At 54.4% G+C, this 388-nt stretch carries 1 protein-coding gene; it reads right to left on the bottom strand.

What is annotated here, in order from left to right; genetic code table 11:
• Window positions 1–132, bottom strand: a 132-nt coding sequence (locus tag EN885_RS33365) for a DUF1972 domain-containing protein (RefSeq protein ID WP_164897997.1), incomplete at its 3' end; no start/stop codon positions are given.
• Between the last annotated feature and the right edge of the window lie 256 nt (window positions 133–388).

Genomic DNA, 388 nt, shown 5'->3' with positions numbered 1-388 from the left:
ATAGACGCCGACCTTCCAATCACGCCCGACAAGAAATAGCGCCAGTTTTTCGGCAAAGGTTTCAAAGCCGCCATGGGCCGCGGGTATGCCGCGGGTCCCCAGGATCAGAATGGCGGGGGTTTCTGGTTTCATGGCCGGCGGCACTTTCACATGTCTCATACATTAGATATTGCTTAATTTATAATGGGCAGATGGCAACTTCCGTGCCAGCTCCCGATTTCGGTATCCTGCGAGGGATCATCGCGCGGGGTTGTAAAAAAACGGTGTTGAAGCCGATGGTTGTTTCATTCTCGGTCAACCCTTCTGTGCGTAGCTGTATCGAAACGAAGCAATGCCTGGGGCGTACGGCCGGCAGTCGGGCGTATCGAACCAGGCATGATTCTTGCGG

Origin of the sequence: Mesorhizobium sp. M6A.T.Cr.TU.014.01.1.1 (assembly GCF_004022765.1) — a bacterium.
Lineage (GTDB): Bacteria > Pseudomonadota > Alphaproteobacteria > Rhizobiales > Rhizobiaceae > Mesorhizobium > Mesorhizobium mediterraneum.
The sequence above is the reverse complement of the archived record's forward strand: the minus strand, read 5'-3'. Positions and strand labels throughout refer to the sequence as shown.